Raw genomic sequence first — 24,636 nt, 5'->3', positions numbered from 1 at the left:
TACATCCTAGCAGACACTCCGGAACTGACAGAGTTCCGGAGTGTAGCGATTTGTTATCGGTGCTGGTTCACTTGATCGCGCAGCTCAATGGCCGCTGCACGGGCAGCTTCGGCGAAATTCTCATCGTTACCCGCGTAGATAATGCCACGGGATGAGTTAACAATAATACCTTCGCCTTCACTGTTCAGGCCGCTTTTGACCGTCGCTTCAACATCACCACCCTGAGCGCCCAGTCCTGGAACCAGGAAGGTCATGTCGCCAGTGATTTCACGGATACGTTTCAGTTCATCCGGGTTGGTGGCTCCTACAACCAGCATGATGTTGTTATTGCTGTTCCAGTCTTTCATGGCGGTTTCAGCAATCACCTCATACAGGAACTGGTCACCGATCTTCAGGTTCTGAATAGCCCCGGCCCCGGGGTTGGACGTACGACACAGAAGAATGGTGCCTTTGTCTTCATAGCGGGTGAAGGGTTCTACGGTATCAATGCCCATGTAAGGGTTAATGGTAACAGCGTCGGCACCGTAGCGCTCAAAGGCTTCTTTGGCATACTGGTCAGCGGTGCTGCCAATATCACCCCGTTTGGAGTCCAGAATGACCGGGATATCCGGATAGTTATCTTTGATGTACTCAATGGTCATCAACAGCTGGTCTTCTGCACCACGGGCGTGGTAGTGAGCTGCCTGGGGTTTATAAGCACAGACCAGATCATGAGTTGCATCAATGATGTACTTGTTGAACTCGAAAACAGACTGGTCCAGCTCCTGAATATGAGCCGGGAATTTTTCAGGCAGAGGGTCGAGGCCGACACAAACGAGAGAGTTGTTTTTGCGTACAGCCGCACGGACTTGATCCAGAAAACGCATAGCAAAGCCTTATTACATAATCTGGGCGCGCAGTCTAACAGAAATTTTTTGCTATCGCCTCTGCTGGCAAAATCAGGTATGGTCTGCGCCTTCTGAATGAACCCCTCTACAGGACGCTGTTGCATGCATGAACTTTTAATACCGGACATCGCACAGATTGAAGCCTGGCTGAGACAGGCCGGTTATGAGTTCTGGATGTGTGACCGCTGCGACGGCCTGCATATTTCGGCTCTGCAACAGCTGGATGGTGTACTCGACAGCCGCCTGTTTGTTGAGCCTTATGGCATTCTGTTCAGTACAGAAATGGATTTGAAACTGTCCACGGTGATGAAACTGAATGCTGAACTGGGACGGTTTAACGCTTCTCTGCCCACCATGAAGCTGTTTATGGAAATCATGGATAATGGCGGTGCGTTACTGGTGTCCAGCGATGCCCTGATTACCACCAAAGGTGTGACCTACGATCAGTTTTACGATTTTCTGGATATGACCGTTGAGGCCAAAAAGTGGCTGCTGAATGAGTGCCATGACCTGCAGGTGATTTTTCTGGGGGAAACCGGACCAGCGGCGCATCAGCCAGAGGTGACCCCTTCTTTGCACTGAGCAGGTTGCAGTTGCCGTTAACATGCATCGAACAGCCAGATAACCTTCGCCAGAACACCTATACTGCTCTGCGGTTTGTAGGTTATCACAGAGACGGGTAGCGATGTGCTGGTATACTATTTTCGTGTTCATAGTTGCTTTTTACCTCCCCTGTGTCTGTTATGGAGAAATCACCCGGGTTGTTGAGCACTTCTACTCTGTTTCACACGATGGCGATGACAACGAAATAATCCTTGACCTCAAGGAGGTCAAGGAAGATATCTCTTTTCTTGCTGAAATCCGGAACACTATTGGCGACAGACGAAATGAACAACCCGGTATGTATTTAATAAGGACTGTACAGGGAGATTATTATTTACACCGCCACCTTCCCCCGTTACATAACAATCGCCAGCAGCGAAGAGGTTTCGCATCAGGAAATACTTTCGCATCAGGAAATACTTTCGCATCAGGAAATACTTTCGCATCAGGAAATAATAGTGCAGCCGCCGCAACCGGAAGGCGTGCTGCCGAACAGCAATTGACGATTCCGCAAAAGATATTGGTTGCCGGCGTGACCTGGTTCGATCGGGCTGGCAATTTTCTCGATAGAAAAGTAAGTGCAGGATTAAGAAGTTTAGGGCTCGGCCCAACTGTAGCGGAAGCTTCATCGGGATCGGCTTCCTGGTCTGGTTTTTCGTCAATTCCTACTAGCTCTAACCCGGGGCCTCCCGGCGCATATATTTTTCAGTTATTTAACCCCCCTTCCCCACGGAGGAACTCTCAGACAATCCGTATAGAGGGGCTGGCTATAACACCAGATAATATGTATGCCATCCCCAGGCAGAATACTGACAATAAACTCTTTTCTGATGTTTCAGGGTGTTTTACTGTTATTCAAAGTAAGAATTTTTGACAACCGGACTCTCTGCCCATAGACAACCGGACTCTCTGCCCATAAGAATGCCGCTGTCGTAAATTTTCCCTGTTAAACGAAGCGTTGATAACGCTTCGGGTTTGCAATCCTGTTACTGCCCTTCATTCAATACCCGGCAGCTTGTTTTGTTCCGGGGAAACTCACTTTTTTCTCCTCCTTTTCAAGGAACTTTTCCAGCTTTCATCAGTCTCTATGATTCCAGAAAATATCCCTTCTGACCGGCTTATTGCCCAGGGGAGTTACTTGAGATCGGATTATGAACACAGTTTTGCTTTTTTTGCTTTGTTCCCTGATCTGGGGGTCAACCTGGTTTGCCATTACCTTCCAGTTAGGTGTTAACAGTCTATGGTCGGTGTTTTACCGCTTTCTTCTGGCTGGGGTTATGCTGGGGGCATACTGCTGTCTGCGAACCGGGTTTCGCCGTTTTTCTGTTTCCCAGCATATACGGCTGTTTATACAGGGAGCCTGCCTGTGTGGTATTTCTTACTGGCTGCTGTATGAAAGTGAACGGTATATCAGCAGCGGGCTGACCGCCGTATTAAGCACCAGCGTTTTGTACTTTAACGTGATGATCAGACGTCTATGGTTGGCAAAGCCGGCTGAGGCAAAGGTCGTGGCGGCTGGCATTCTGGGCAGTGTTGGTGTTTTGCTGCTGATGCTGCCGGAACTGGATGATCAATCGATTATCGATACCGCAGGCAAGGGGATGCTGGAAGCTATTCTGGCTTCACTGTTGCTTTCCTTTGGCTGTGTCGCCTGTGAACGTAATGAAGAAGATAATTTGCCCATGCTGCCAACGATCACACTGAATATGCTTTATGGTTCTGCAACGGTGGCACTCATTGCTTTGGCACAGGGCGTTGTGCCAGAGTTCAGTTTCTCTACAGAATACATAGGTTCTCTCGTCTATCTGGCAGTGTTTGGCTCTGTAGGTGCCTTGTCGTCGTATGTGGTATTGATTCGCAGAATCGGGTCAGACCGGGCTGCTTTTATTGATGTCGTTTATCCGGTTATTGCCCTTTACCTGTCTTCACTGGTGGAAGGTTACCAGTGGAGTCTTATGGCCCTGCTGGGTGTCACCTTTATAGGTGTAGGAAATACGGTTGTACTAAAACCGTCGAAAACCGGTTCCGGGGAGGGACTGTCGGGAAATCAGGGCTAAACTCAATCTGCGCTATACACCTTTTGTAACAGACTGAGTTGAGCCTTATGAGTGAGCATAGCCACTATATTTCCCGGACTATCGAGTTGGCAAACCATGCAATGGATAAAGGTAATCATCCATTTGGCGCCCTGCTGGTACACGACGACAAGGTTCTGTTAGAGGCGGAAAATACCGTCATCTCTGAAAATGATGCGACCCGTCATGCTGAACTGAACCTGGTCAGTCATGCCAGCCATCAGTTAACACCTGACGTCCTGAAAGAATGCACCCTATATACCAGTACAGAACCCTGTGCCATGTGTGCCGGAGCTATTTACTGGGCAGGCATTCGCAGGGTGGTTTATGGTGGCAGTGCAGAAGTGTTGCAACAGATTGCCGGACCGGGCATTGGCCTCTCCGGGCAGGAGGTTTTTTCAACCTGTCATCAACCTGTTGAAATCATAGGGCCGGTGGCAGATGAACTGTCTAACGAAGCTCTTCTGCGCCACTGGCCACACCCGTCTTAATATCCTTACCCACCTGATTTCGGTGGCATGTCTGAGCTGCTGAAGCATGGGCTCTACAGGCCGCCGGAGCGAGCAGGCAGACAGACCTCGACCCGAACGAGGATGACGTGCAGAAAATGACTCAACAGCTGAGAGAGTCTGTCTGTGAAAAAACTGATATCGGCCTTAAGGATTATGCAGGATGTGACGAAGTTTATGTAGTAACCGGACATAAAGGAAAAGCCTCCATGTCTGGGTTTCTGGAGTTGCTTCCGGGTTAACCCCCTGAAGCTTATAATGAGCAAGGGAGGGACAAATGATTAGTTCAATTCGCAACTTAATAGCCCCAATAAACAGTGATAATGTCAATTATTTTCACGCGCCGGATCAACGGAGGTTCGTCTTTGGTTATTGTCAGCCCAGCGCAATTGACAGGGAGCCATCGGATCAACCCCGAATGCTGAGTAAAAAGTTGAACGAAAGGAAGATAACCAATTTATCTTTTGAAAATTTTAAGCATTTTGATCATTCTTTTAAGGAGTATGTAGATACAAGTCGGTCTGTTTGTGAGTTACTTAGAGCTCAAGATATCCATAACAAGTGGGGTCAATGGTTAAGTGTTTTTGTAACACGACTGGATCAATATCTGTCACTTTATGATTCAGAGTCGATGGGCTAAGTTCGTGTTAGCAGTTGAATGAGCTATACTTCCCATGCCTTCTAGTTTTCAGGCACAGCGTTATGCAATTCGAGATATTTAAGAATTTTGTTGATGCCATTTCGACATTAACCCTTGAGCAATATGAAACCCTCAGCAGAGCAATGACAGATGCTCAAATAGGTTCTGATGAAGCAGAAGAATCCATTGGTTCTGTCGCTATAGAAAGCGAATACTCCTCCAATACTAAAAACTCTACATCTGAACTTGAAACCTGCATTTTGTCTCACTTTGCAGAACAGCCAGTTTGCCCTAAGTGCCAAGGACATGATATTGGTCGGTGGGGTTTTCAAAACGAGCGTCAGCGCTACCGTTGCAAGACATGTAAAGCTACTTTTAACGCTTTCTCTGGTACGCCTCTAGCAAGACTTAGATACCCCGAAAAATGGAATGACTATCTAACTGGGATGACTTACTCCATGACATTGCGAGCATCGGCCAGTGAATATGGCGTTAGTCTTGAAACAGCGTTCCGCTGGCGTCACCACTTCCTTGAGGTCATAAATAATGATCAGGCAGAAGAGCTCAAAGGCATTACAGAATTAGACGAGACTTTTTTTCGAGAGTCATTCAAAGGTCAGAGAAAAGACCTGCCAAGGCCTACGCGGAAGCGTGGCAATGATCCCAATAAAGCGCGAAAGGTGCCGGTTTTAGTGGCTCGAGATCGTGAGAAGAACACTGTAGATGGCATACTCGAAAACGAAAGTGCTAATGAACTATGCCGTCATTTAAACGGCCGCATATCGATTGAAGGTACGGTCTGTGCCGATGCACACCTTGCCCACGAAAAGCTTGCTGAGAAACTTGGTTTTGAGTTCAAGGAGCTGGTTACTTCTGCTGGCCAGCATGTTATCGAAGGTATTTACCACATTCAGCATGTCAATGCTTACCACAGTAACTTAAAAACATGGATTGGCGGTGTATTTCATGGTGTTGCTACCCGCTATCTCCCGCATTACCTAGCCTGGAGGCGTGATCTGACTGCATCAGTAAAGTTAAATACTGACCAACTCGTCAGAAGAATTGCGGAACATTGGTGCTTCCAACTGCTAACAGGAACTTAGCCGAGTCGATGCATCAGGCCAGCCAAGAGAATATCCTTGAGAGGTGTGATGAGCTGATTTGTTTTGCCGAGCATCCGCCCGAATATCATCAGTATACAGATGGGACAAGGTTATTCATGCTTAAAGCTTGCAGCATTCTTCTTTCGGAGATGAACCTGAAGGAAATAAAAAAGGCTATTGACAATATAGAAAGTGGTGAACGCTCTGTCTCCAGCCGATTGTTATCACTTCTAAAAGGCATTTATAACGCCCAACAGGAGTCATTCAAAGTTCAGGAAATGCTTGATAGTTCGGAGCTGAGCAGAGGATTCAGGGTAGAGCAGCTATACAGACTTTTTATCGATGAGAAACATTGGAAACAGTATGGTTTAAAAATGTTTTGCTATGAAAATGAGCCAGGTTACGCAGCTGCTATGTTAAAGGCTTTCAGAAGCGTCGGTGATATACTCGGCAGCGGCAAACTTGAAATCGATAAAATTAAACAGATTCACCGGTTGGCAACATCTGACGTGCTTTCCAGCCTAAGCGGCAACATTATTAGTGACGAGTTTAAGGAAGAAGGAACTTATTGCTATTTACTATGAAAATAGTGCTCCGAACTCGCAAAGCACTCCATCCTCACCGACAGGCAAGGTTCTTACTCGCAGCCTCTGATGAGCTTTTATTCTTTAGTTAAAGCTGGCAGATAATTATATTTCTGGAGCATCTGTAACCAGCGCGGTGCATTCCTGTGAACCGTCAGTGCTTCGTAATCAATCTCTGGATCCTTGTAGGGCGTAAGCCTGGTGAGGATGCAGTAGATCACCCGCAACATTTTATGTCCGATGGCAATGATGCTGCGCTTATATCCACGGCGAATGGTCAGGCTTTGATGTTTGCCTTTGAACTGGCTTTTGGTCTTTACAGCTGCCTGACTGATCTCACACATCAGCCGTCGTAAGGACTGGTTGCCCTTACGAGTTTTACCACTCTTACGCTTACCGGCACTTTCATTGTTGCCCGGACATAGGCCTGCCCAGGATGCCAGAGACTCCCGGCTGCCAAAGGCACTCATGTCATCACCGATCTCAGCAATCAACCCTGCTGCTGCGATCTCATCGACTCCCGGAAGGGTTTGCAATAGCTGCCAGGGTTCCCGGTACTGAGTTTGTACAATATTGCGTATTCCCGCATCCAATTCGGCAACCTCATCATCCAGATACTGAATATGTTTCCGGATGCTCTTAAGCACTGTCAGATGTGCTGAAGACAGCGAGCCTTCCATGCTGTCGAATAACTCTTTGGTTTTGCTCTTCAGCTTGCCACGGGCAAACTTCACCAGCTCTTGCGGAGGCAGGCCGTCAATCAGTCCCTGAATCATTTCCTGTGCGGACTTGCCATGTATGTCACTCACTACACCACCGAGACGGATGCCGGCATCGTCCAGAACTTTATGCAGACGGGTCTTTTCACCGGCAAGCTGCCCCACCAGTTTCTGACGACGGCGAAACAGCAACCTCAGCTGCTCGATATCAGGGGGCGGTACAAAGCTGGGGCGAAGCAAACCACACCGACCCAGTGTTGCCAGCCACTGACTGTCCTGGACATCAGTCTTGCGACCGGGCACATTCTTGACGTGACGGGCATTGACAACCCAGACCTTGAGGCCTGCTTTAATCAGAGTTTCGTGAACGCATTTCCAGTAAACGCCAGTACTTTCCATGACTACGAGCTCAACCTGATGTTTCACCAGGAAGTCGCGAAGCTTCCTGCGTTCACGTCGATACGTCTTGAACGACTGAGTGATCTCTTTGATTTCGCCGTTTTCATCTTCGGTCTGAACAGTCGCCATGACCATCATCTTGTGAACATCGAGGCCAGCACAACATTTCAAAATTGACTGCATCAGACTAATCTCCCTATGGATCATGGAAGATGGCAAGGTCTGATGGATTGATCGTGGGCCATAAGCCGAGGATCAGCAGAGGTCTTTTTACTATCCGTTCAACGTCGTAAGGCGGGAAACGATTAGGGGTACGAGCGATCCGTCCAGGTCAGTTTAGGTTCAGGGTCAAAAGCCTCTGAAAAATTTGTCGACCATGATCAGGCCTTGCCGCCCACTCCAAGTCTGGATGAAGGCTTCAATATTTTCATGCTTCGGGGTGGCCAGTTACCGGCCATGAACGTTTAGTAAACGACGACAGGATTAAGAATTTTACCGAAAAGGGAGTTGATGAGATTCGGGAAGTGGCCAGGAAGAACAGATACCCTGAAATAGAACTACGTCCAGGTCTGCAGTTGGTGGTTGTGCATGACCATAAGAACAACAGAGGCTTTCAATTATCGAACGAATTTTGCCAGGCTTTTGAAGCAGAGCTGCAACAAATAAAAGAGTCATCCAAGAAGGGCATGGAACAAGAATTACAGAAGATTTTCTGTATTGCCAAAGTTTGCCGAAATCTCCAGTTTACCCACCCATTCAAAGATGGTAACGGCAGAACATTTGGATGCATTCTGGTTAACGGGCTACTGATGAGGGAAGGCCTGTCACCCTCTCTGATTGATGATGCGAACAAATTTGACGCTTACAGTGTTGATGAGTTGGTGGAGGTTATTCGATCAGGGCAACGTCAGTTTAATGCCTTAAAAAGCCGTTTTTAAACAACTCAGTCCGGGCTGAGTGTCAGTAAAGACGCAAACCACTGGTCTATCTTTACCAGATGCTTTTCTGCCTGTATCGGCAATGGATCGGGCAAGGCAGTCGAAGGATAGAAACATCGCACCTCGACAAGTTCAGTGTGAAAGATTCAGGTTACTCCTGTTTATTCGAAGTATTTGCATGATGAGCTTTCAGCTCCTTTGATATACTCTCCATTTTGTTGATCAGAGAGGCATCCAGGGGTATATCATTTAACTGTTCTAAAACTAAATCTTCACTGATAGTATCTTTTGATTTGCTTGATGCACCTGCAGTTGGTGTGTAGTCTGGAGTAGCCTGATTAATTAAACTGAAATAGTCTTTTCTCTTTGTTTTTACTGATAAAAAAACTTCTTTCATTGTTAAAATGTTATTTGACAGAGTGGTTAATTCCTCAAGATTATCAAGGGCAAAAGCTATATTTAAATTTAATTGTTTTGAAGTGGTTTGATTATGTTTTGATAGTAATTGACTGAATGTCATGATTTCGTCCAAAAGGTTTTGCAAGTTATTATCATCTTTGCCATTGCTTGTAATCTGTTTAAATAAATCTATGACTCTATTTGCAGATTTATGGTAGTTTGAACGCATGTCACGACTTGGAAATTTTATATTTTTTTCACTTAGTAAGTTAAAAATATCTTTTAATCCTTTAATATCTGCTCTACCTTTAATTTCCCTTATCGCTTCTTCTAGCTTTAAGTAGTCAATACTGGAAATCATATCTTCATAGCTACGCATTTTTTTCTGTTCACTACGTATTTGGGCTGTGAGTTTCTTGATTTTAGCGGTTTTTACATCAACATTAAGGTGATGAGCATAAATGACTTGATCATAGCCAACTGCTAAACTCACTGTTGTTTTGGCATGCTTTTCGGCTTCTGAATAATTTTTGTTTTTAAGTGCTATGCCTGCCCGATAATAAGATTCTTCCCATTTCTGTTTCTCTGTTTTTTCCGCTTGTCCCGGAACATGAATATTTTCCCTGTCATTATTTTCACAACTCTTTTCATAACTCTTTTCATCACTATCATCATCACTATCATCACCACTTTCTATTTCTTTGGTCTTGTGGTGTTCACTTTGGTGAAGTCTTGTACTCTTTCGCTGATGTAATGTTTTTAGTTGTTCGATACTTTTGAGTTTTAGAGATAGTATTTTTGCATCATTTAGCCAAAATTCATCTATTATTCCTTCAGTTACTTTTTCTTTATCACTTATTTTTTTTGACCATAGTTCCAAATCTTTTTTATATTTTTCTAGTATCATAAAGAGCTGTACAATTTTTACTGAATCATCTTCAGATGCATTTTTCTCTATAAATGAATAAAGTTGATCAATATGATCCTGCATATTTTTATAGGATTTATCATTTAATATATTTTCATTTTCCCTTAAATCAGAAAAGCGTGATTTTAGATAAAACTCTACGCCGTTCATTGTTTCTCTTCGCACTATTTTCTGATTTGTTCTTTTATATATATCATCTAGTATTAAAAATAATCTGTTGGCATAACTGTAATTTTCTTCATGAAATTTTGCATAAGTCAATAAAAAAAGAGTGGCTCTGTTTATTTCTAATTCAAGTTTATTATAAGTTTTTTCGGGTGGAAGAATGTTGAGCAATTTTTCATAATTCATGAAAAACAGCCTCTGAGAGAGTATAAATAGCTGTCCTCCCTGTCCTGTAAACCTGTCAAAAGGTTTTCTGTTTTTTGCAAAGAAATGCTCGATTAGTTCAGTAAATAGTATCCTTTCATTTTTGATTTTTGCATTTTTTTTGCTGAGGAACATACTAGGTTGCCATGGATTATTTAAAATATAAAAATAAATTTTATCGAAACTACAGATAGCTCGTATCATTGATAAAACACAAGATTGAACACATTCTTTTGCATTCTCTGACTTATCCTTATCCGGAAGGCTTATGATTTCTTGTAATAATTTATGCTGGTTTGCCAGATGATTGATTATAGCCATAACCGTAACAGGGGACTTTAATGGCATTGAGCTCTTATAACTACCATAAATTGTTTTAATAATAACAGGTGTTTTTTCATAAACAATTTGTATGAAAATTTCAAGTAGCATTGCCGTGCAGCTAAGAATTTTACTGGTATTTATAAGTTCTCCACGAAAATATAAATCACTCACTTTTTGTTTGATTTGCGAAAACTGATTGTGTCCTAATGTTGAATAGCTACGTTGCCAGTTATTTTTTTTTGGTAATAAAGTTTCAATAAAGTATAAGAGCTCTCCCGAAAGAGCTTCAAAATCACTAGCTATTTTTTCTGGTTCTTCATGGCTCAGTGTATCGAAAAGTTTGTTCAATGCTATTGGCGTATCCAGCCCCATTAAATAAGAGTCTAATTCTTTTTGGGTGACTGCCGGTGACTCGCTACCAAACATCGCTACTTTCAGACTCAGCTTAGGTTGAGCCGGACGTGTTTTTGGTCTGCAATCAGCACAGACAAATTTAAGTGATGTGGAAGATGGCTCAGGAGGAATAAAAGGCTTTTTCTTACGGCATTTGGTGCATTTTTTGGGCTTTGCGCTTTGAACCTCTGGCTGACCGGTTTGTTGTTCTGCGGAAGGGCTGGCTTCATATAAACCAGCCTCTGATGTTGTTGGCTGGTTCATATAGAGGATCTGGCCATGAAGAGGCAGGAGCTTTATTAAAAAGTCAATTATATTGGTATCAAAGTGTTTATTATGGCGGTGAGCCAGTAGTCTGTTTACAACGGATTTAATGGCACTGGTTCTGACTGGACGGAGTACATCCCGGACAGGCTCTTCTGTCCCCTGAGTTCCCCAGGTGTCCCGGTCGGCGTTATAAAGGTTTTGCATAAGTTGTGTATAAGAGATCAGGCGGTATAAAAACGATGTATCAAAAATACTTTGGTGACTGATAGAGGCCGCCATATCTTCAGATTGACTCAGGGTCATCAGCATTTCCCGGGTTCTTGATGGCGTCGCCAGAAAAATAAATCCTGAGCCCGGGTGCCTTCCTGCTGATGAATAAACGATGCTTCCCACTTCACTGGAAACTTCCTGAAGTGGGGAGACTATAAAAGTACTGGAATCCCGGGAGCTTATACGGTGCTGGGGCTGAAGCTCCAGAGAATGGGGTGGGCTATCCATGGGGATTGGCAGTATTTTCAGGGAATACTCTATAACCTCTATGAGCAGACTGGATGAGAAAAGACTGTAAATGGCAGAATCACTTTCTGGCAGGTGGTCGCATGATTCACTAAAGCAATCCATCACCCAGGCAAAGGAAGTCTCTGGCAATAGAATGCGAGTGGTTGAAGAGAAAGGGGTATTTTTATTGATGACAACAAATAACTCTTTCATCTCCGGAAATTCTGATGAATTTACAAGGGTAATATCCACGCGGTCGACAGACTCTCTCCACATAAGGCCAGCCAGATCATGCCAGCTATTAACGGGTGGCTGGTCGCTGCTTTCCATGAAAGAAGGGTTGGCATTTTTAAGAAGCCTAAGGGTCAGTGTCCTGGATCCATGGCCGTTTTTTACCCGGAGATAGAGCTTTTCGGACAACTCCGGATCATCAATATAAACTGGCATAGTGGTGGGAAGGGAGCGTTGTCCAGCTGCGATACGCCTGTAATAGAGCGCGTAATCAAACAGTGTCCGGCCTGCGTATAGCAGGCAGGATACCGGCCAGTAAATTTTCCAGCCAAACATTATGGTATCTGCTGCTGTCCTGGGGAGGCGAAATACTGGATAGACCATTTTATACGGGATCAGCAGCAATAATGGCATTACGGTATAGGTCAGTGAGTTCAGGACCGCAGTTGACAGCCCTTCCAGATCAAAGATGCAGGTTTCCGAAGCCAGTCTAAAAGAAAACAGATCCGGATGCTGTGGATATAAATCATTACTGGAGTAGAGTCTGAAGCTAAAAAGTAAACATGCCAAAAGAAGGCAGGATTTAACTGTTTTGCTCATAGCTTTTCCAGCCAAAAGGAGGTTGAATTAGATATTGCTAACGACTCGGGCAGGCAAAGTGTAGTAACCGGATCGAAAGAACACCAGTAGCTCCACCCTCATCCCGCCGCTTGATGGGTGTATTGTGCGAATTTCCGATAAAATATTAAAGCTCAGGGTACGTGATAACCCACGGGTTTGTTGTTATCGTGTTGCAGCCAGATTTTATTCAGCCAGTCTTCTTCGCCCAGCCATTCCAGCACCCATCTTAGACCATTGCCCATATTCTCCTTGTTCCAGGCCAGAAAGCAGCCATCGCTCATGGGAATATCCACGACTTCGCAGCGTATCAGTTGCCCGGCATTGATATAAGGTTTGGCAAAATGTGAGGGAAGAATGGTTGAGCCCAATCCTTTCACCAGGCACTCAATAGCCATTCGGAAACTGGGCACCGTTAATACCTGCTGGTCATCCAGCAACAGGTTATAACCGTGCTGGAACACCCGTGAGGTATCCTGAATACAGATTGATGTATGCTCGCGGATAACATCCTGAGTCAGAGGCTCGCTGACTTTTGCCAGAGGGTGATCGGGAGACACTACAAAGTCCCAGCTCAGACTGCCCATGGGTTTCCATTCAAAACGGTCATTGTTAAGAATGTTATCCGGTATGATTTTAGGCGCTCCCAGTACCAACTGGCAGCGGTTATGAAACAGTGCATCCCAGGAACCGTTATAAACCTCGGTGTTGATAGTCAGGTTGGTTTCCGGGCGCACTGCCTGAAAATCTCTTACCAGGTCGTAGACCATGCCCTGATTCACCACGTTGTCCAGGGCAATGCGCAGTTCCTGCTCCCAGCCGGTGGCCATTTGCCGGGTGCTCATTTCCAGCTCTTCCAGCTCCAGCAGCAGGCGGTCTGTGTGTTTAATAAAGTGTTCACCGGCCGGTGTCAGTTCTACCCGTTTGCTGTCCCGCAGGAACAGCTGAACATCAAGACGTTCCTCCAGTTTACGCACGGTATAGCTGATGGCAGAGGGTACTTTGTGCAAGTGTTTTGCTGCAGCGGTGAAGTTTCTGAAATGGGCAACAGCCCTGACGATTTCAAGTGAGTCCGTTGGGATCATAAAGAGTTACTACTTATAAAGGGGGGGAGATTGTCGGCAAGGATATAACTTATTCCGTCATTCTGCGAACCGCAATGAGGAAAGTCAGGGTGATCACAAAGTATTCCGATGCAAAAATAAAGAATCAGCATACAAAATAAGTTGATGGTCGTACCGGGTCGAATCCCCTACTCTACATACATCGCTTCGATGCGCAGCGCAACATGCCTGGTTGCCTGACGCAACAGCTATGCAATCTGAACTACACTGTTGCCTGTTCCCGTAGTTCAGAATCTGCAGGCAGAAGCGAATGAGGCTGCACTCAAAAGCAGGCTCAGGTGGATGATCAGCAAAAACCTCTGTAACTTTGGTACAGGGGTTTTTTGCATGTGAAATTCCGACAGAATGCCAGGGCAGAATATTCTGGCCGGATAACAGCACCTTTCCCAACCCTTTCTTCTCTGTTGTCGCGGCTTTAGCCGTTTCCATAGGACAAGACACATGACCGACCTCACCGCTACCAGTCGCCAGGCACTTCAGCTGATGGACCTGACTTCCCTGAATGAGAACGACACGCCGCAGGTTATTATCGACCTGTGCCACAAGGCGAAAACCGCCGCTGGCAATACGGCTGCCGTGTGTGTTTATCCCCGCTTTGTGCCGGTTGCCAAAAAGACCCTGAAAGCGCTGGGTCTGAATGACGTGACCGTTGCAACAGTGACCAACTTTCCGGCTGGTGGCAATGACATCGACATCGCCGTGACTGAAACCCGTGCTGCCATCGCCTATGGTGCAGACGAAGTAGACGTTGTATTTCCCTACAAAGCATTTATGGACGGTGATGAAACCGTGGGACATGAGCTGGTGGCTCAGTGCAAAAAAGTCTGTGGTGACGTGATGCTGAAAGTCATCATTGAAACCGGCGAACTGAAAGACCCGGCACTGATTCGTCGTGCCAGCGAGATCAGCATCGAAGCGGGTGCTGACTTTATTAAAACCTCTACCGGTAAGGTGGCTGTTAATGCGACGCCGGAGTCTGCCCGCATCATGCTCGAAGCGATTCGTGACAGCGGTAAGCAGAACGTGGGTTTCAAGCCTGCCGGTGGCATTCGTACTGCTGAAGATGCTGCTGAGCATCTGGCTATTGCCGCAGACATTATGGGTGCGCAGTGGATTAACCGTGACCACTATCGTTTTGGTGCCAGCAGCCTGCTCGGAAGCCTGCTGACTGCACTTGGTTTGCAGGAAGCTCAGGAAGATACAGGCGCTTACTGAGATGTTTTTGGCCCGATGGTGTCCGGGCTGTATCAGCTCATAGAGTTATTGACGGCATCCAGCAGTTCTTCTGCCAGAAACGGTTTGCTCAGAATAGTGGTAAACAGTTTGGGTGGGCAGAATGCCTTGATGCGATTCGCATCGCCAATACGCCCTCCTCCGGTCATGCCCAGAACCGGCAGGTTCGGGTTGTCCTTGCGTATGGTGTGAGCCAGCTGGTTGCCGTCCATTTCCGCCATCATGATATCGGTAATGGCGAGATCAAAAGGCTCTTTAATATAAGGTACGGCATAAATGGCATCACTGTATTCCGCTACCTGAAAACCTTCAGATTCAAGAATCTCCCTGACAGACTCCCGAAAGGGTTGGTCATCATCAATCAGTAAAATCCTTTTTGTCATGGCTTAGCTCCTTGTCAGTGGGATGGAAACGGTAAAGCAGGTGCCTTTATTGGCAGCGGTCCTGAAACTGATCTCGCCCCCATTCTCCTGAACCATGCTGTAACACATGGACAGCCCCAGCCCGGTGCCTTTACCGATAGCCTTGGACGTGAAAAATGGCTCGAAAATTTTGCTCTGATACTCTTCCGGAATGCCTGAACCTGTGTCTTCAATTTCAAGCACCCCGTTACCCTCTTTGATGTAGCTGCGCAGAGTAATGATTTTCTCTTCTGCATCTTCCAGGGCATCCCGGGCATTGGCGAGAAGGTTGGCAATGACCTGTCCCAGCTGTACTGGCGATGCATAGATATAAATGCCCTGAGACAACTCTTTTTTCAGTGTAATGCCATTCATGATCAGGTCTTCTTTGATCAGTACTTCTGCCTTACGAATCACCCGATTGAGTTCGATACTGGTTTTGTCTTCAGGTTTGGCATCACGACTGATAATGCGCAGAGAATCCATAATCTCCTTGGCACGCACGGCCTGATTCCGGATATCTTCCACATATTTGATACTTTTGGCGTAATCTCGCTTATCAAGGGCTTTTGGCAACATCTGGCACTTCAGAAGAATGGTGCCAAGGGGCTGACTGAGTTCGTGGCCGATACCGGCAGACATTTCTCCCAGCGATGCCATTTTGTTCATTTCAATCAGTTTATTCTCAAAGTTTCTGCGGGCTTGCTCGGCTTCCAACAGGTCTCTGGTTTGTTCTGCCACCTTACGATTAATTGTGCTGTTGCGTTTCATTAACAGGCCAGCATAGGCTGTGATGACCGTGGTGAAGAGAATTCCGAACAGGAAAACGAGATAAGCAAGAGGGGAGATATTGTCAGAAAGATAGTGGTGGGTTGGGTGGGAGGTTACGCTCCATTGCCGACCCAGTAAGGGAGGCAGCCTTTTTTCGTAGTGGAAGGGCTGCTCGTGATGTTCATGATCGTCATGCTCGATTTCAAAAAAATTTTCACCCAGTTTTTCAGCTTTCTGCCCGGTGTTATCCATCCAAACCATGTGAATATCAGAAGCCTGGCCCTCAACTTCAGACTGGACAAAAATGTCATGGGTTTTATAGACGCCCAGCACAAACCCTTTCAGGTTCTTTCTGCGATCGGCAAGGCTTTCACTGGCTCCCTGGTAAACAGGCATTACCGCAAGAAATGCTTTTTGCTTAGACCTGTCCTGAACCAGTGCGATGCTGGCTGACGCCTGTGGCAGTCCGGTGTCTCTTGCGGTTTCCAGTGTTTTGCGACGGGTTTTGTTGGAATAAAGATCATATCCCAGTACGATTTCATGACCTTTATAAGGCTCGACAAAATACACTGGAAAATGCTCTTCCTGCGGGGTTGCGGACACCATGACACCCTGCTCCTGGTGTTGAGTAATTTCAAAGTCCGGATAATGTTTCCTGATCGACTGCAACATTTCTGCTTTATTGTCGGGGGTGACCTTTGGAATCCACTCAAGAGCGTCGATGTGTGGCAGGTGTTTCATTATTTCTCTGGCCAGCGTTCTAAACTCGTCGTGATCCGGAACATGGCTTGTTTCAAAGAAAATCCCCAGATCGCGCAGGGCTTCAAAGTTCACTGTCAGCTCCCGGTGCAGCGACGTGGCCCTCAGGTCAACTTCCCTCTGAAAAGCGATGATCAGGCTTTCCTTTTCCATCTCATAAAACCAGAAGGCCGCACAAGTTGAAATCGCTAAACCAATAGCCATCAGTAAAGGGGGAATAGCCAGTTCTATTTTATTTCGCATGCGGTTGTCCTTAACCGGGATGCCTGGAATGACCAGACAAGTTATAAGGGCATTAATCAGTAATCGTTCGGTTTCTCAAATAATTAAGCGTTAACGCCACGAGCGGCAGCGGGTTGGGTCTATCCAGCTCTGAGCCAAGCGCAAACAATCTGATATTGCAATGACCTGCATCGGTTCAGGAAGTCGTTTGTCGGAGTACACTCTGGCGGATGACGAGCGCTGCCAAAAACTGAACAGCCTGCCAAAACAAGTTACCCGCCTTTATTTGCAATAAGGAAACATTGATGACTCACCTAGTCGATGAACTGGTATTCCAGTCAGGAGCCAGTCTCAAGAATCGTATTGTCATGGCACCGATGACGATTCAGTCCGCTTTTTTTGATGGCAGCGTAACCGAGGAAATGATCACCTACTACGCCTCAAGAGCGGGTGATGCCGCTGCGATTATCGTTGAAAGTGCTTTTGTTGAAAATTATGGTCGTGCCTTTCCAGGGGCGTTAGGTATTGATACGGACAGCAAAATTGAAGGTCTGAAAAGGCTGGCTGAAGCGATCAAGTCGAAAGGGTCAAAAGCCATTCTGCAAATCTACCATGCGGGCCGTATGGCAGCACCTGAGTATAATGGCGGTCAACAACCCATTTCTGCAAGCCCTGTTGCAGCACTGCGTGATAATGCTGAAACCCCGCTTGAAATGACCGGGGTGCAGATTGAAGCCATGATTGAACGTTTCGGCAACGCAGTTAACCGGGCTGTTCTGGCAGGCTTTGATGGTGTAGAGATTCACGGTGCCAACACCTACCTCATTCAGCAGTTCTTTTCCCCGCACTCCAACCGTAGAAATGACCAGTGGGGTGGAGATATCGAGAAACGCACCACCTTCCCGCTGGCGATTCTGGAAAAAACCAGACAGATTGTTGCGTTCCACCAGAAAACCGATTTCATTATCGGTTATCGCTTCTCACCGGAAGAGATTGAAGAACCGGGAATCCGTTTTGAAGACACCCTGTATCTGCTGGACAAACTGGCATCCTGTGGACTGGATTATTTGCATTTCTCCATGGGCAGCTGGGCGCGCAACTCCATTGTCAATCCGGAAGATAAAGAGCCGCTGATCACTAAATATCACCAGCTTAAGAGTGACAATGTCGCAAAGGTTCCGGTGATAGGCGTAGGTGGTATTGCCCAGCGTTCTGATGCTGAAACAGCGATTGCAGAAGGCTGCGATGCTGTCAGTGTTGGCAAAGGTTATCTGGTTGAGCCGACCTGGGCGACCAAAGTGCTGAACAATAAGCCCTGTGCTGAGTTTGCTGATATTAACCAGCAGGAAGCGTTGCAGATCCCAACCCCTCTTTGGGGCATCATGGACTATATGATTGTGGACAGTGCGGCTGAGGCATTGAAACATCAACGCATTAAAGAGCTGCAAAATGTTCAGATACGTTTCGAGCCAGGTGAATATACCGCTTGTGGTCAGGGTCATAATGGTGACTTGCCGGTCACTGTGACTTTTTCAGAAGATAGGATTCTGGATATTGTCGTTGACTCATCAAAAGAGTCCGATGGCATTGCCAACCCAGCCTTTGAGCGTATTCCGCAACAGATTCTCGATGGTCAGACCCTGAATATTGACGTGATTTCGGGGGCAACGGTGAGTAGTCAGGCGGTTATTGACGGTGTATCCAATGCGGTTGACCTGGCGGGCGGTCACTCGGAGGCACTTCGCTGTAAAGCCAGGGAAGCGGTTAAGTGGTCAACTGAAATTATTGAAGAGACGGTGGATATCGTGGTTGTCGGTTCCGGTGGTGCTGGCCTGAGCGCAACCCTGACGGCCCTTGATAAAGGCAAGTCGGTTATTCTGCTGGAAAAATTCCCTGCGATTGGTGGTAACACGGTTCGTACCGGCGGCTGGATCAATGCGGCTGAGCCAGCATGGCAGAATGACTTCCCTGCTCTGCCGGGGGAAGCCGACCACCTGAGAAGCATTGTTGAAACGCCGGAATCCGAATTTGCAGCAGAGTACCTGGCGGATTTCAAAGTCCTTAAAGAGCAGCTGGGTGAGTATTTTGCTGATGTGGACAGTGGTAAAGACTACCTGTTCGACTCTGTTGAGCTGCATCGCATTCAGACCTATCTTGGCGGTAAGCGAACCGACCGCAATGGTGATGCCATCTATGGTCAGTACGACCTGGTGGAAACATTGACCAGCCGTGCCATGGAGTCTGTGGACTGGCTGACTGAGAAAGGCGTTGATTTTGACCGTAGCGTGGTTGAAATTCCTGTTGGCGCACTGTGGCGTCGCGCCCACAAGCCAAATCGTCACAAGGGTGTGGAGTTTGTGGAGAAACTGCAACAGCGCATTCTGGAGCAGGAAGGTCGCATCATAACCGATACCCGGGTAACGGATTTGATGATTGAAGACGGTAAGGTTGTAGGTGTTAAAGCGACACAGGCCAACGGTACCCAACTGGTATTGAAGGTCAGTCACGGTGTTGTGCTGGCTTCCGGTGGTTTTGGTGCCAATACCCGGATGATCAAACAGTACAACACTTACTGGCAGGATATTGCCGATGACATCAAAACCACCAACTCTCCTGCGCTGGTGGGCGATGGCATTGAGATGGGTGAAAAAGCCGGTGCCGACCTGGTGGGTATGGGGTTTGTTCAGTTAATGCCGGTGGGTGATCCGAAATCCGGCGCGCTGTTGACCGGCCTGATTGTACCCCCTGAGAACTTTGTCTTTGTGAACCAGAAGGGCAAGCGCTTTATTGATGAGTGTGGAAGCCGTGATGTGCTGTCTGAGGCATTCTTTGATAACGGTGGTCTTATCTACATGATTGCCGACGAAGAAATTCGTAAAAGGGCTGCGAATACCTGCGATGACACTATCGAACGGGAAATCGAAGAAGGCATCATTATTAAAGCCGACACGCTTGAAGAGCTGGCTGAGAAAATTGGCGTTCCGGCTGACGAACTGACCAGCACCATCAGGCAGTACAACGCCTGTGTTGAACAGGGTCATGACCCTGAGTTCAACAAGAGCGCTTTTGGCTTGAAAGTGGAACAGGCTCCGTTCTACGCAACCCCACGTCAACCATCGGTTCACCACACCATGGGCGGGTTGAGAATTGATACTCAGGCGCGGGTGATTAATAAAGACGGTGATGTTATTCCGGGCTTGTACGCTGCCGGTGAAGTGACGGGTGGCATTCACGGTGGTAACCGTCTGGGCGGTAATGCGTTGATTGATATCTTCACTTTTGGTCGTATTGCCGGTGACAGTGCCGTCGCTCTTGTTTAATTGTATTGAGTGGTGACCCTCCTCAGCTTCTCCCCCCTGGCAGGGGAGGAGCTGACAAACTCTACCGACGATTTCAGCTTAATCCTACCCTGATATACAAACGACAATGAAACGCTATCAAACCCGGTTCCAGATGATGGGGACATTCATTGACCTGGTGCTTTATCATCCAGAGGGCGAGCAGTTAATTAAGGAGGCTTATCTCAGGCTCTCTCACTACGCACAGCGATTTACCGTGAATCAGCCCGATTCTGAACTGATGAGGGTGAATAAAAACGCAGGGATCAAGCCTGTGGTTGTTCAGCCGGATTTGTTTCAACTGATAAAAACAGCACGGACGATGAGTGTAGACACAAACAATGTCTTTAACATTGCCATTGGGCCGCTGGTCAAAACCTGGCGTATCGGTTTTAAAGAAGCAAGAGTACCGGGGCGTGAAGAAATATCAGCAAAACTCCCCCTGGCTGATCCTCAAAATATTATCCTGAATGAACAGAAGCAGTCGGTTTACCTGAGTCTGCCAGATATGGAGATCGATTTAGGGGCGGTGGCAAAAGGTTATTTTGCAGATCAGATAAAAAGGCAACTGGTAAGGGCGGGTGTTCAACACGGTTTTATTAACCTGGGGGGGAATGTCCTGACCATTGGCCATTCACCGGATAATGCCAGTCAGGCATGGAATGTGGGTATTCAAAACCCGCTGTCAGACCGGGGCGCAATCTCTCGTGTTGTCGCGCTGAATGATGCCTCGATGGTCACCTCCGGGATCAATGAACGATTTTTTTATGCCAACGGGCAACGTTATCATCACCTGCTGAATACCCGGACGGGAATGCCGGTTGTCACCGATATAGCCAGCGTTACCATTATTTCCAGAGATTCTGTTGCGGGTGATATCTGGAGTACCGCTGGCTTTTTACCCTCTGTCAGTGATGCAGTTGCCTGTCTGAATCAACAGGCGGGCATTGAGGCGGTGGTCATTTCAAAACAGGGTGAAACTCATGTCACCCGGGGTCTGGTTGATGATGGGCGGAATGTCTTTGTTCGTCCGGAGAATCCGGTGCTGAGGGCAGGATGATTCTGTAGGGTGGCGAGTCGCCTGAATAGCAGAATTGTTCATAACAAACCCGGATGATTGATCAAAAAACGTACGTACTCAGTACAATCAAAATACTGCGACGAACACCACTAATCTGGGTAATAATGAACCATTATGAACAGAGATGCTTCAGGTGTCGCAGATGAAACGAGCTATTGTTCTGGTCATGGATTCTTTTGGTGTTGGTGCCACGGAGGATGCTGACAAATTCGGAGACAAGGGGTCTAACACCATCGGACATATCGCCAAAGCCTGCGCTGAAGGCAAGGCTGACACTGGCCGTCAGGGGCCTTTACAGCTACCCGTACTGTCCAGCCTGGGGTTAGTGCATGCAGCTCAGGAATCGGCAGGTGAATTTCCTGCCGGTATGAACACCGATGTCGACATTGTCGGGGCTTACGGGCATGCGAAAGAGCTGTCCAGCGGCAAGGACACCCCCAGTGGTCACTGGGAGATGATGGGGGTTCCGGTGTTGTATGAATGGGGATACTTCAAGGATCTGGAAAACAGTTTTCCTGCGAAACTGCTCAAGAAAATTATGGCAAAGGCAGACATCCCCGGTTATCTGGGTAATTGTCACTCGTCGGGTACCGTGATTCTGGAGCAGCTGGGTGAAGAACACATGCAAACCGGCAAGCCGATTTTTTACACGTCGGCTGACAGTGTGTTCCAGATTGCCTGCCATGAAGAAACGTTCGGGCTTGAGCGCCTCTATAAACTCTGTGAACTGGTCAGGGAGATACTGGAGCCTTACAATATCGGCCGGGTTATTGCCCGCCCCTTTATCGGTGATGATGTCGGCGATTTCCAGCGCACTGGCAATCGCCGTGATTATTCCGTACCGCCACCTTCACCGACCCTGCTTGATAAACTGGCCGAAAAAGGTGGTGAAGTGGTCAGCGTGGGCAAAATTGCCGATATTTTTGCCCATCAGGGCATCACTAAAAAATTGAAAGCCAACGGAATTGCCGGACTGTTTGAAACCACCATGCAGGCGTTTGAATCGGCCGGTGACCAGTCCCTGATTTTCACTAACTTTGTTGATTTCGATTCGTCGTTTGGCCATCGTCGTGATGTAGCCGGTTATGCCGCAGCCCTGGAGCAACTGGATGCCATGCTGCCCCGCCTGCTGAAAGAGATGGAAGGCGATGACCTGTTAATTATCACAGCGGACCACGGTTGTGACCCAACCTGGGTCGGCACTGACCATACCCGTGAACACATTCCTGTGCTGGTGTTTGGCCGTAAGATCAAACCAGGCTCCCTGGGACGCCGCGACACCTTTGCAGATATCGGGCAAAGTCTTGCCCGTTATTTTGAACTGGAGCCGATGGAATACGGCACCAGTTTTTTAAAATGAGTTAAAGAGGTAAAGAGAGTGACTCCCCATATTCACGCTAAACCAGGTGCCTTTGCTGACGTTTGTCTGATGCCTGGTGATCCTCTGCGCGCAAAATACATTGCTGAAACCTTCCTCGAAGGCGCTGAGCTGGTTAACGAAGTTCGTAACATGCTGGGTTACACCGGTGAATATAAAGGTCGCAAGGTGTCTGTGATGGGCTCCGGTATGGGCATCCCTTCCGCATCCATCTATTACACGGAACTGATTACCGAGTACGGTGTGAACAAGCTGATTCGTGTGGGTTCCTGTGGCGCGATTTCTCAGGATGTCAGGCTGCGTGACATTGTAATTGGCATGGGCGCCTGCACCGATTCAAAAGTTAACCGTATGCGTTTCAACGATCATGACTTTGCGGCTATCGCCGACTACGGTCTGTTGGAAAACGCCGTCAAAACCGCTCGTGACAAGAACCTGTCGGTGAAGGTGGGTAACCTGTACTCTGCCGACCTGTTCTACAGTCCCGAGAAAGATATGTTCGATGTGATGGAACGACACGGCATTCTTGGGGTGGAGATGGAAGCGGCAGGTCTTTATGGTGTATGTGCTGAATACGGTGCCAAAGGTCTGGCAATCTGCACAACCAGTGACCATATTCGCCGTGGCGAAGCCCTGTCTCCAGAAGACCGTCAGCTGTCGTTCAATGAAATGATTGAAATTGCACTGGACTCTGTGCTGCTGTAATCAGCCACTGATTCAGTGGGTAATCTGACTGATTCCACCGGGTTAATATCCTATCTGGCAGCCTGAATGGTAACGCATCAGCGCCGGTTCGCTTCAGGTTGATAAAACCCGGATGGTCAGTCAGCTCCGCCTTGCAGGCGATGCTCACCATCGGGTTTGTAGGGAGCTAGCAGTTCCAGCATTTCCGGATCTTCGGGCAAAACTTTCTCGTCACCTTCATGATTGACTGGAATCAGCTGATAGTCAGTCATCGATAACAGGCCATTGTTCAGTTCAAAATCAGCCCTGCCAACATATTGCCCCCGGCTGCCAGCCTGAACAATCCAGGTGCCGTTCTGCCGGATGGGCTGGAAAAGTGTGTCTTGTGAATGTCCGCCAACAATCAGGTCATAATCTTTTACTTTATCAGCGAGAGTGATATCGCCCGGTGAACTGAGGCTTCCGTTATTGGTTTCAAAATGCCCAAGATGGGTTAGGGCAATCAGCACGTCGGCGTCATCACGTAGCATTCTGGCAACAGACCTGCCCGTCCGCACCGGGTCTCTGAAATCAATGCCTATGGTATTTTCCGGGTGACCGCTTCTCAGGGTATCAGGCGTTGTTATGCCGACGACGGAGACTGTGAACCCGTCGAAATGAAATGTTTTAAACGAGTCAAATTGAGGCTGCCCGGTTTCTGAGTCAAAGACATTGGCAGCCAGCATGGGAAAGTCGGCAAGTTCCTGCTGTTTTTTGAGAGCGTTGGGCGGAATATCAAATTCCTGACAGCCAACGACCATGGCATCGTAATCTATCAAATTCATGCCCAGAATATCAGGAATGCCGCTTTGCAGGTCAGGTTCCGGCACACCTTTGTTGATGTTGCCACCGGACAGCAGAAGAACATGTCCGCCTTCACTCTCGACCTCTTCACGAATGGAGTCTATGAGTGTTTTACGGGCAGCCATGCCCCACTCACCCTTGTCATTACGCCAGAACTGACCACTGTTGTCGTTTGTATGCAGTACGGTCAGTTTATAGTTTTTGCCTTCGTCATAGCGACTGCTTTCCTCAGCCGGAGAGCATCCAGACAGCAGGGCTGACAGGGAAAGCAGGGCTGTGATCAGTGAAAGTCGACGAAGAATGGGCATGGTTTGTCTT

The 24,636-nt window shown here is 47.4% G+C and carries 20 protein-coding genes; 13 read left to right on the top strand and 7 right to left on the bottom strand.

Annotated elements, in window-relative coordinates:
* Window positions 1-53: 53 nt before the first annotated feature.
* Window positions 54-866, bottom strand: coding sequence for an orotidine-5'-phosphate decarboxylase (pyrF, locus tag NX722_RS21775; RefSeq protein WP_262564982.1), 813 nt, complete (start codon window positions 864-866; stop codon window positions 54-56).
* Window positions 867-989: 123 nt separating this feature from the next.
* Here pyrF and NX722_RS21770 point away from each other — a divergent pair, with 123 nt between their 5' ends.
* The 7 genes from NX722_RS21770 (at window position 990) to NX722_RS21740 (ending at window position 6,401) form a co-directional block, all read left to right on the top strand.
* Window positions 990-1,469, top strand: a complete 480-nt coding sequence (locus NX722_RS21770; RefSeq protein WP_262564981.1) for a YbjN domain-containing protein — start codon at window positions 990-992, stop codon at window positions 1,467-1,469.
* 124 nt (window positions 1,470-1,593) lie between these two features.
* On the top strand, window positions 1,594-2,364 hold the full coding sequence (locus NX722_RS21765; protein ID WP_262564980.1) for a hypothetical protein: 771 nt from the start codon (window positions 1,594-1,596) through the stop codon (window positions 2,362-2,364).
* Between the two features lie 277 nt (window positions 2,365-2,641).
* Entirely contained in the window at window positions 2,642-3,547 is a 906-nt protein-coding gene (locus tag NX722_RS21760) for a DMT family transporter (RefSeq protein WP_262564979.1), read from the top strand.
* 47 nt (window positions 3,548-3,594) lie between these two features.
* Window positions 3,595-4,056, top strand: coding sequence for a nucleoside deaminase (locus tag NX722_RS21755; protein WP_262564978.1), 462 nt, complete (start codon window positions 3,595-3,597; stop codon window positions 4,054-4,056).
* Between the two features lie 116 nt (window positions 4,057-4,172).
* Window positions 4,173-4,316: a hypothetical protein gene (locus tag NX722_RS21750; RefSeq protein WP_262564977.1), complete on the top strand. Its 144-nt coding sequence runs from the start codon at window positions 4,173-4,175 to the stop codon at window positions 4,314-4,316.
* A 460-nt stretch (window positions 4,317-4,776) separates the two neighbouring features.
* Window positions 4,777-5,817, top strand: coding sequence for an IS1595 family transposase (locus NX722_RS21745; RefSeq protein WP_322740909.1), 1,041 nt, complete (start codon window positions 4,777-4,779; stop codon window positions 5,815-5,817).
* Complete coding sequence (locus NX722_RS21740) at window positions 5,790-6,401, top strand: hypothetical protein (RefSeq protein WP_265442376.1); 612 nt, start codon at window positions 5,790-5,792, stop codon at window positions 6,399-6,401. Before NX722_RS21745 ends, NX722_RS21740 begins: the two co-directional genes overlap by 28 nt.
* 77 nt (window positions 6,402-6,478) lie before the next feature.
* On the opposite strand, the gene NX722_RS21735 is transcribed toward NX722_RS21740, so the two are convergent.
* Entirely contained in the window at window positions 6,479-7,702 is a 1,224-nt protein-coding gene (locus tag NX722_RS21735; RefSeq protein ID WP_262564054.1) for an IS110 family RNA-guided transposase, read from the bottom strand.
* A gap of 341 nt (window positions 7,703-8,043) precedes the next feature.
* Between NX722_RS21735 and NX722_RS21730 the strand changes: the two genes are divergently transcribed.
* On the top strand, window positions 8,044-8,457 hold the full coding sequence (locus NX722_RS21730; protein ID WP_262564975.1) for a Fic family protein: 414 nt from the start codon (window positions 8,044-8,046) through the stop codon (window positions 8,455-8,457).
* Between the two features lie 151 nt (window positions 8,458-8,608).
* Here NX722_RS21730 and NX722_RS21725 read toward each other — a convergent pair whose 3' ends face one another.
* Both NX722_RS21725 and NX722_RS21720 read right to left on the bottom strand, forming a co-directional pair.
* Window positions 8,609-12,466, bottom strand: a complete 3,858-nt coding sequence (locus NX722_RS21725; protein ID WP_262564974.1) for a hypothetical protein — start codon at window positions 12,464-12,466, stop codon at window positions 8,609-8,611.
* Window positions 12,467-12,618: 152 nt separating this feature from the next.
* Window positions 12,619-13,569: a LysR substrate-binding domain-containing protein gene (locus NX722_RS21720; RefSeq protein WP_262564973.1), complete on the bottom strand. Its 951-nt coding sequence runs from the start codon at window positions 13,567-13,569 to the stop codon at window positions 12,619-12,621.
* A 480-nt stretch (window positions 13,570-14,049) separates the two neighbouring features.
* On the opposite strand from NX722_RS21720, the gene deoC reads away from it, so the two are divergent.
* A complete protein-coding gene (gene deoC, locus NX722_RS21715) occupies window positions 14,050-14,823 on the top strand; it encodes a deoxyribose-phosphate aldolase (RefSeq protein WP_262564972.1) in 774 nt (257 codons plus the stop codon).
* Between the two features lie 32 nt (window positions 14,824-14,855).
* On the opposite strand, the gene NX722_RS21710 is transcribed toward deoC, so the two are convergent.
* A complete protein-coding gene (locus NX722_RS21710) occupies window positions 14,856-15,224 on the bottom strand; it encodes a response regulator (RefSeq protein ID WP_262564971.1) in 369 nt (122 codons plus the stop codon).
* A 3-nt stretch (window positions 15,225-15,227) separates the two neighbouring features.
* Window positions 15,228-17,015, bottom strand: coding sequence for a CHASE domain-containing protein (locus NX722_RS21705; protein ID WP_262564970.1), 1,788 nt, complete (start codon window positions 17,013-17,015; stop codon window positions 15,228-15,230).
* 284 nt (window positions 17,016-17,299) lie between these two features.
* Between NX722_RS21705 and NX722_RS21700 the strand changes: the two genes are divergently transcribed.
* The 4 genes from NX722_RS21700 to deoD all read left to right on the top strand — a co-directional run bounded on the left by NX722_RS21700 (window position 17,300) and on the right by deoD (window position 23,496).
* Window positions 17,300-20,314, top strand: a complete 3,015-nt coding sequence (locus NX722_RS21700; RefSeq protein WP_262564969.1) for an NADH-dependent flavin oxidoreductase — start codon at window positions 17,300-17,302, stop codon at window positions 20,312-20,314.
* Window positions 20,315-20,420: 106 nt separating this feature from the next.
* Window positions 20,421-21,392: an FAD:protein FMN transferase gene (locus NX722_RS21695; RefSeq protein ID WP_262564968.1), complete on the top strand. Its 972-nt coding sequence runs from the start codon at window positions 20,421-20,423 to the stop codon at window positions 21,390-21,392.
* Between the two features lie 163 nt (window positions 21,393-21,555).
* On the top strand, window positions 21,556-22,773 hold the full coding sequence (locus NX722_RS21690; RefSeq protein WP_262564967.1) for a phosphopentomutase: 1,218 nt from the start codon (window positions 21,556-21,558) through the stop codon (window positions 22,771-22,773).
* 18 nt (window positions 22,774-22,791) lie between these two features.
* Complete coding sequence (deoD, locus tag NX722_RS21685; RefSeq protein WP_262564966.1) at window positions 22,792-23,496, top strand: purine-nucleoside phosphorylase; 705 nt, start codon at window positions 22,792-22,794, stop codon at window positions 23,494-23,496.
* 116 nt (window positions 23,497-23,612) lie between these two features.
* On the opposite strand, the gene NX722_RS21680 is transcribed toward deoD, so the two are convergent.
* Complete coding sequence (locus NX722_RS21680) at window positions 23,613-24,626, bottom strand: bifunctional UDP-sugar hydrolase/5'-nucleotidase (RefSeq protein WP_262564965.1); 1,014 nt, start codon at window positions 24,624-24,626, stop codon at window positions 23,613-23,615.
* Window positions 24,627-24,636 lie beyond the last annotated feature (10 nt).

The sequence above is a fragment of the Endozoicomonas gorgoniicola genome, from assembly GCF_025562715.2.
GTDB classification, from domain to species: domain Bacteria; phylum Pseudomonadota; class Gammaproteobacteria; order Pseudomonadales; family Endozoicomonadaceae; genus Endozoicomonas_A; species Endozoicomonas_A gorgoniicola.
The sequence above is the reverse complement of the archived record's forward strand: the minus strand, read 5'-3'. Positions and strand labels throughout refer to the sequence as shown.